We start from the raw sequence: 7423 nt of genomic DNA, 5'->3' as shown, positions 1-7423 counted from the left end.
CACTTTTTATGAACAAGGCAATTTTGTGGATCTCTGCCGTGGACCACATATCCCAAATACAGGTTTTATCAAAGCAGCCAAGCTTTTGAACATTGCCGGTGCCTATTGGAGAGGGGATGAGAAAAGAAAAATGCTTACCCGGATCTATGGAATTACTTTTCCCAAAGCCAAGGAATTGCAGGATTACCTGTTTATGTTGGAAGAGGCCAAGAAAAGGGACCATAGGAAGTTGGGCAGGGAATTGGAATTGTTTACCTTCTCTGAAAAAGTAGGCATGGGATTGCCTTTGTGGCTACCAAAGGGAACGCTGCTTAGAGAGCGCCTTGTCAATTTCATGAAAAAGGCCCAGGACAAGTCCGGTTATCAGCAGGTAGTGACTCCTCATATTGGCCACAAGGCATTATATGAGACCTCGGGACATTATGAAAAATATGGGAAGGATTCATTCCAACCTATCCATACACCCAATGAAGGCGAAGAGTTTTTGCTTAAACCGATGAACTGCCCCCATCATTGTGAAATCTATAAACATAAGCCCAGGTCATATAAAGACTTACCGATCAGATATGCTGAATTCGGTACTGTTTACAGGTATGAACAAAGCGGGGAACTGCATGGATTGACCCGTGTCCGGGGTTTTACCCAAGATGATGCCCATATATTCTGTAGGCCAGATCAGGTAAAAGAAGAATTTATCAAAGTAATTGACTTAGTATTATATGTGTTCAGGGCATTGGGTTTTTCAGAATACACCGCACAGATTTCTTTGAGGGACCCTAATGATAGAGAAAAATATATCGGTACCGATGAAGCATGGAACAAAGCCGAATCAGCCATAATTGAGGCTGCTGCCGAAAAAGGACTTGATACAGTGACCGAATTAGGTGAAGCTGCTTTTTATGGCCCAAAACTCGATTTCATGGTCAAAGATGCTTTGGGCAGAAAATGGCAGTTGGGTACCATTCAAGTGGATTATAATTTGCCTGAAAGATTTCAATTGGAATATATCGGCTCTGATAATCAAAAACACCGTCCGGTCATGATACACCGTGCGCCATTTGGTTCTTTGGAGCGTTTTGTGGCAGTCCTGATAGAACATTGCGCCGGTAACTTCCCGTTGTGGTTGTCACCTGATCAGATTACAATCCTTCCTATTTCCGAGAAATATATAGCATATGCAGAGCAGGTTAAAAGTGCTTTGGAAGATTCTGATATTATCGGGGTGATTGACAACAGGGATGAAAAAATCGGTAGAAAAATCCGGGATGCTGAAGTCAAAAAAATTCCATTTATGCTTATCGTCGGTGAGAAAGAACAGATAGAAGGAATGGTATCAGTAAGGAAGCATGGTCAAGGAGATCTAGGTAATTATACTCCGGAGGGCTTTGCAGCTTACTTCAAGGGAATAATTAAAGAATCATTAAACAGTTAAATAAATACGGTATTAATTAGGGAGTTTTTTTATATCTCAAATTTATTCCGATATTTGCAGGCAATTTCATTAAACAACCACAAGAATTTTGAAAGGAAGAACCCCGTTCAGACAGAGACAAGAAGAACCTTATAAGGTAAATGACAAGATTAGGTCAAGAGAAGTCAGGGTAGTAGGAGATTTCGTAGATGGCGGCAACGCTGTACTCACCCTGGCTGACGCCTTAAGAATTGCAAAGGAAAACGAACTTGATCTCGTTGAGATTTCCCCAAATGCCAGTCCGCCTGTATGTAAGGTGATTGACTACGCAAAATTCAAATATGAACAGAAAAAGAAGCAAAAGGAAATCAAAGCCAATGCTGCAAAGACTGTTCTAAAAGAAATCAGGTTTGGTCCGAACACGGACGACCATGATTTCAACTTCAAGCTGAAGCATGCTATCAGTTTTCTTAAAGAAGGAGCAAAAGTAAAGGCTTATGTACATTTTGTAGGTAGGTCAATTGTATTTAAGGAAAGAGGAGAGATGCTGCTGTTGAAATTTGCGCAGGAACTGGAGGAATATGGACAGGTGGAGCAACTTCCAAAAATGGAAGGGAAAAGGATGTTCCTTTTCCTGGCACCTAAAGCCAGTAAGAAATAATTTCGACAAACAAATACAGTTATGCCTAAAGTAAAAACAAAATCAAGTGCGAAAAAACGGTTTACCTTGACAGGTACCGGTAAAATCAGAAGGAAGCATGCTTACAAAAGCCACATTCTGACCAAGAAATCTACCAAAAGAAAGAGAAATCTGACCAAAATGACATTGGTACATGAGGCTGATGAAGGCAGAGTAAAAGCAATGTTGAGAATAGGTTAATCCATTTTCCATCCTTCAAAATCAATAAAGGTTATTTATTCACCAGACGCTAAGGTCAACAAGTCCATTCTTACAGATAGAAGGCACCTAGAGTCAAAAATTTAAACATTATGCCAAGATCAGTAAATGCAGTTGCTTCAAGAGCAAGAAGAAAAAAAGTATTGAAAGCAACAAAAGGCTACTTCGGAAGAGGTAAAAACGTTTGGACAGTAGCAAAAAACAAATACGAAAAAGGTTTACAATACGCTTACAGGGACAGAAAAGTTAAGAAAAGAGAATTCAGAGCTTTATGGATCCAGCGTATCAATGCAGGTGCCAGGGAATTTGGTATCTCATATTCTCAATTCATGGGTATGTTGAAAAAAGCTGATGTCGAATTGAACCGAAAAGTTCTTGCAGATTTGGCAATGAATCACCCAGAGGCATTCAAAGCTGTAGTTGAAAAAGTTAAGTAAGTAGGCACTGACTTATCTAATAGAAAAAGCCCCGCAATTCGGGGCTTTTTTTATGCTTATTTTTTTATTTGACAAGGTCTAATTGTTATTTTTTGCTATATTACCATTGTACAGAGAAACAAGAAGGCCAATCTTTGAAATCCAAAAACTTTAGGGATTTTAAGGTATTGGTTTTTTAATAAAAAAAGCCCCAAAGGAGGGGCTCGAGTGTAGCGAGGAGGGGATCCCGATAGTTATCGGGACCCTGTCCGCCGCGGCGGATATGAATCCTGCCCTTGTGTAGCGAGGAGGGGAGTTGAACCCCTGACCTCAGGGTTATGAATCCTGCGCTCTAACCATCTGAGCTACCTCGCCAAATCGGAGTGCAAATATGAGGTCTAATGTATATAATTGCAAGTGAATGCCTGCAAAAAAATGAATTTTTGAAAACTAAAATTCTGAAAAAATGGTAAAGAACAAGTTTGTTGCTGATTATCAAATCAATACTTCCAGGAAAATATTATTTCCTTATTTGAGCACGGCAAGTGGATTGTCCGAATGGTTTGCGGATGATGTCACAATCAATGAAGATAAAACCTACATATTCCATTTTGATGGTGAAGATCATTATGCGAGAGTTGTGGCCCTCAGGACCAATATGCATGTTAAGTTTGACTTTTATGACCCCAACAATCATGATGAGTCAGACCATTCTTACATAGAGTTTAAATTAGAGGAAAACGATCTGACACAGACCTTATTCCTTAAAGTAATTGATTACAGTGATGCTTATGATGGTGATGAACTGGAATCAATTTGGGAAAGTCTCATCAATAATCTTAAAGAAATAATCGGAGGTTGAGTTATTCAAAATTCAGGTTTTTTGAAAATATTTGTAACCTTTGCCGTTACTATATTTGGTATGGCTTATTTCAATGAAAAAAATAGATAAACTGATTTTAGGGTCTTTTATTGGGCCCTTCTTTTTGACCTTTATTGTCGTGGATTTTATCCTGCTAACAGTCAATATGTTGAAATATTTCGATGAAATATTTGGCAAAGGGCTTAGTTTTTGGATATACATGGAATTGTTCTCCTATTTTGTGATCAGCATTTCTCCTATGGCATTGCCATTGGCAGTGCTATTGTCTTCCTTAATGACATTTGGTAATCTGGGTGAACATTTTGAACTCACCGCATTGAAAAGCAGTGGTATTTCGTTGCTGAGGGCTTTGAGACCAATTGGCATTTTTGTTTTTTTCCTGAGTATTCTTGCTTACCTCTCCAACAATTATCTTGTTCCCAAGGTGAACCTTAAAACTTTCAGCCTTCTATATGACATCAGAATGAAATCACCTGCTCTTGACATCAAGGAAGGGGTTTTTTATAGTGGTATTCCAAATTACAGCATCAAAGTAAATCAAAAAATGGATGAAATTAGGTTAAGGGATATCATCATTTACAACCATACCGAAGGTCAGGGAAATATCAATGTTATTCTGGCAGATTCGGGCCGAATGGAGCCTTTTTTCAATGAAAGTTACATGAGTATGACTTTATATCATGGTACAAGTTATAAGGAATCAAGGTCCCAAAGAGGTATCACTGAGAAACCCGTGGATTTTAGCAGAACAAGTTTTTCAGAAAATCAGATTATATTCAATCTGGAATCTTTTCAGATGAACAGAACCCCTGAAGACCTGTGGTCAACTAACCGGTCAATAAAAAATATATCTCAATTGAAATCAGGCTTAGATTCTATGTTCACTGAAATCAATCAGATAGTTTATTATAATTATATAAACACAGAATCTTCTTTTCCATTTTTTACAAGAAACAGAAAACTTACTCCCCCGGTTGATATCCTTTCCAGAAAGGAGAGAGATGATTCAATCCGAATTGCCAAAGCTATGGCAAAGCAAAAACTGGAATTGGAAAAGCAGGCTTCCAATGAAATCAGTGTGGATACAATTGGAGGAGTGGCGGCACTTTCAAGTTCGGATTCTACATATTTCGCCGAGAACGAAACAATCATCCAAAATCTGGACAGTATTAGTGGAATCACTGAAATGGAAAATGACTCATTTTCAATTCCATCTGAGACGTCATCAGTCATTTCGAAAGAAATAGCCAAACAAAGGCCAAGAAGTAACCTGATTACCAAAAATAACTTGGAAATGAGTGCATCTATGGATTCATTGATCAAAATGGAAAAATTTGATAGTTTGAGAGATGCAGAAACACCTAGAAAGGTGACCGGTCCTCAAAACCCGGGAATTGGCGCAAAGGATTTCACAGGATTTACACCTGAAAAAAAATCATTGATGGATTCCATCATCAAGAATGGGGGTTATAGAAACCGTGCTGCAACCATCGGTATGAATAATGCCAGAACGATCAAAAATAATTTCAATACCAAACTTTCCCAAATTGACAACCTTGAAAGAGAGTATCGAAGGTTTGAAATTGCATGGTATCAAAAATACACCACTGCATTTGCCTGCATTGTGATGTTTATGATCGGAGCACCTTTAGGTGCAATTATTAAAAAGGGGGGCTTGGGAATGCCTGTGTTGATGTCCATTATCTTTTTCATCATTTATTACATGCTGACGATAACAGGAGAGAAGTGGGCCAAAGAAGGTTTGACGGATCCTCTTTTCGGAACTTGGTTTTCAATTTTGGTCCTAATTCCAATAGGAATGTTCTTTCTCAAGCAGGCAAGAAAAGACGCCCGCTTATTTGAACCGGATACCTATACAGAATTCTTCAAAAGCCTTAAAATCGGATACAATAGGTTATATTCAAAATTTCAAACCTGATTTTTAAAATCAAAATAATAGCTATATCTTTGCGATTGTTTTAATATTAAATAATTAACTAGGCATGTATTTAACTACAGAGAAAAAATCAGAGTTGTTCAAAAATCATGGCAGGTTAAAAGCGGATACAGATACAGGTTCACCGGAATCCCAGATTGCGTTGTTTACCTATAGAATTCAGCACTTAACTGACCATTTGAAAACAAACAAAAAAGACCACTCATCAAGATTGGGTCTTTTAAAATTAGTCGGTAAGAGAAGAAGTCTTCTCAATTATCTTGTCAAAAACGACATTGAAAGATATAGAGCTGTAATTGCTGACTTAGGAATTAGAAAGTAATCATTTTAATGTAAGGTTCTCAAGGGAGAACCTTACTTTTTTATTTCCCCCGATATTAAGCCTTACTTTTAAATCTATACTTACATTATTATTCTTAACCAAAATTTATGTTACCAAACGTAATTTCAAAAACTATTGTCCTTGAGGATGGTAGAGAAATCATTATTGAAACCGGTGCATTGGCAAAGCAAGCTGATGGAGCGGTTGTTGTGAAAATGGGCAAAGCAGTGTTGCTTGCCACCGTAGTTTCTAAAAAAGAGGCTTCAGAAGGAGTAGATTTCCTTCCCATGTCTGTAGATTACCAAGAAAAATTTGCTGCATCAGGTAAAATACCCGGAGGCTTTTTGAAAAGGGAAGGAAGACTTTCTGATTATGAGATTTTGATCAGCCGTATTGTAGATAGGGCGATCAGACCTATTTTTCCGGACGATTACCATGCTGACACCAATATTGCCATTACATTAATGTCCGCAGATGATGACATTGTACCTGATTGCCTTGCCGGATTGGCAGCTTCAGCAGCCTTGGCTGTATCCGATATTCCATTCAATGGCCCTATATCTGAGGTAAGAGTTGGAAAATTAAATGGTAAGCTGATTATTAATCCTACTCCGAAGCAACTCGAAACTGCTTCACTTGAATTTATAGTAGCTGGATCTGAGGAGTATATTTTGATGGTTGAAGGTGAAGCCAACGAGATTTCTGAGGATGAAATGGTTGAGGCCCTTCAATTTGCCCATGAAGAGATCAAAAAACATTGTAAGATTCAAAAAGAGCTGACCATAGCTGTAGGTAAGGAGGTTAAAAGAGAATATAACCACGAAAAATCTGATCCGGCATTGTATGAAAAAATGCATGCTGAACTTTATGGCAAATGTTATGAGGTGGTAGCAAGAGAACTTGCCAACAAATCTGAAAGATCCGATTTGATCAAAGCCATCAAAGAAGGTTTTGTTGAAAGTCTTGGAGAAGAGCATGAATTTGAAACCGGTTTAATCAGTCCTTATTTTTGGAAAATTCATAAGGAAGCTGCCAGAAACCTGACCTTGAATGAAAAGAAAAGGCTGGATGGAAGAAAGCTTAATGAAATCAGACCTATTTGGTCTGTAGTGGATTATTTACCATCAGCACATGGTTCAGCCATTTTTACAAGAGGTGAAACGCAATCTATCACTACTTGTACTTTAGGTACGAAAATGGATGAACAAATGGTAGATGGCGCCATGTTTTCAGGCTTTAATAAATTTTTTCTTCATTACAATTTCCCAGGCTTCTCTACCGGAGAGGTAAAAATAAACAGAGGTCCTGGAAGGAGAGAAGTAGGGCATGGCAATTTGGCCATGAGGGCATTGAAAAAAGTATTGCCTTCAGGAGATGATAACCCCTATACAATAAGGATTGTATCTGATATCTTAGAATCAAATGGCTCATCCTCGGTGGCGACTGTTTGTGCAGGTTCTTTGGCTCTGATGGATGCAGGTATTCAAATCAAATCTCCTGTTACAGGTATTGCAATGGGAATGATTTCAGATCCGA

General features: G+C 38.3%; 8 protein-coding genes and 1 tRNA gene. 8 read left to right on the top strand and 1 reads right to left on the bottom strand.

Annotation, left to right across the window (positions count from 1 at the left end):
• The 4 genes from thrS to rplT all read left to right on the top strand — a co-directional run.
• A partial coding sequence (gene thrS / locus ACEW8O_RS26465) for a threonine--tRNA ligase (protein ID WP_373497639.1) occupies positions 1–1432 on the top strand: 1432 nt, incomplete at its 5' end.
• Positions 1433–1520: 88 nt separating this feature from the next.
• Positions 1521–2072, top strand: coding sequence for a translation initiation factor IF-3 (gene infC / locus ACEW8O_RS26460; protein WP_373497638.1), 552 nt, complete (start codon positions 1521–1523; stop codon positions 2070–2072).
• Positions 2073–2093: 21 nt separating this feature from the next.
• A complete protein-coding gene (rpmI, locus tag ACEW8O_RS26455) occupies positions 2094–2291 on the top strand; it encodes a 50S ribosomal protein L35 (protein ID WP_373497637.1) in 198 nt (65 codons plus the stop codon).
• A 110-nt stretch (positions 2292–2401) separates the two neighbouring features.
• Positions 2402–2746 (top strand): 50S ribosomal protein L20, encoded by a 345-nt coding sequence (rplT, locus tag ACEW8O_RS26450; RefSeq protein ID WP_373497636.1) that lies wholly within the window; start codon positions 2402–2404, stop codon positions 2744–2746.
• Between the two features lie 280 nt (positions 2747–3026).
• Here rplT and ACEW8O_RS26445 read toward each other — a convergent pair.
• A tRNA-Met gene (locus tag ACEW8O_RS26445) sits at positions 3027–3100 on the bottom strand.
• Between the two features lie 91 nt (positions 3101–3191).
• Between ACEW8O_RS26445 and ACEW8O_RS26440 the strand changes: the two genes are divergently transcribed.
• The 4 genes from ACEW8O_RS26440 to ACEW8O_RS26425 form a co-directional block, all read left to right on the top strand.
• Positions 3192–3587, top strand: a complete 396-nt coding sequence (locus tag ACEW8O_RS26440) for an START-like domain-containing protein (protein ID WP_373497635.1) — start codon at positions 3192–3194, stop codon at positions 3585–3587.
• A gap of 73 nt (positions 3588–3660) precedes the next feature.
• Positions 3661–5547, top strand: a complete 1887-nt coding sequence (locus ACEW8O_RS26435) for an LptF/LptG family permease (RefSeq protein ID WP_373497634.1) — start codon at positions 3661–3663, stop codon at positions 5545–5547.
• Positions 5548–5611: 64 nt separating this feature from the next.
• Positions 5612–5887 (top strand): 30S ribosomal protein S15, encoded by a 276-nt coding sequence (gene rpsO, locus ACEW8O_RS26430; RefSeq protein ID WP_373497633.1) that lies wholly within the window; start codon positions 5612–5614, stop codon positions 5885–5887.
• A gap of 107 nt (positions 5888–5994) precedes the next feature.
• Positions 5995–7423 (top strand): polyribonucleotide nucleotidyltransferase (locus ACEW8O_RS26425; RefSeq protein ID WP_373497632.1); only part of this gene is annotated, 1429 nt, incomplete at its 3' end.

It is taken from the genome of Aquiflexum sp. (assembly GCF_041749095.1).
In the GTDB taxonomy this organism is placed as follows: domain Bacteria; phylum Bacteroidota; class Bacteroidia; order Cytophagales; family Cyclobacteriaceae; genus Aquiflexum.
This window is presented reverse-complemented; position numbering and strand designations above follow the sequence as displayed.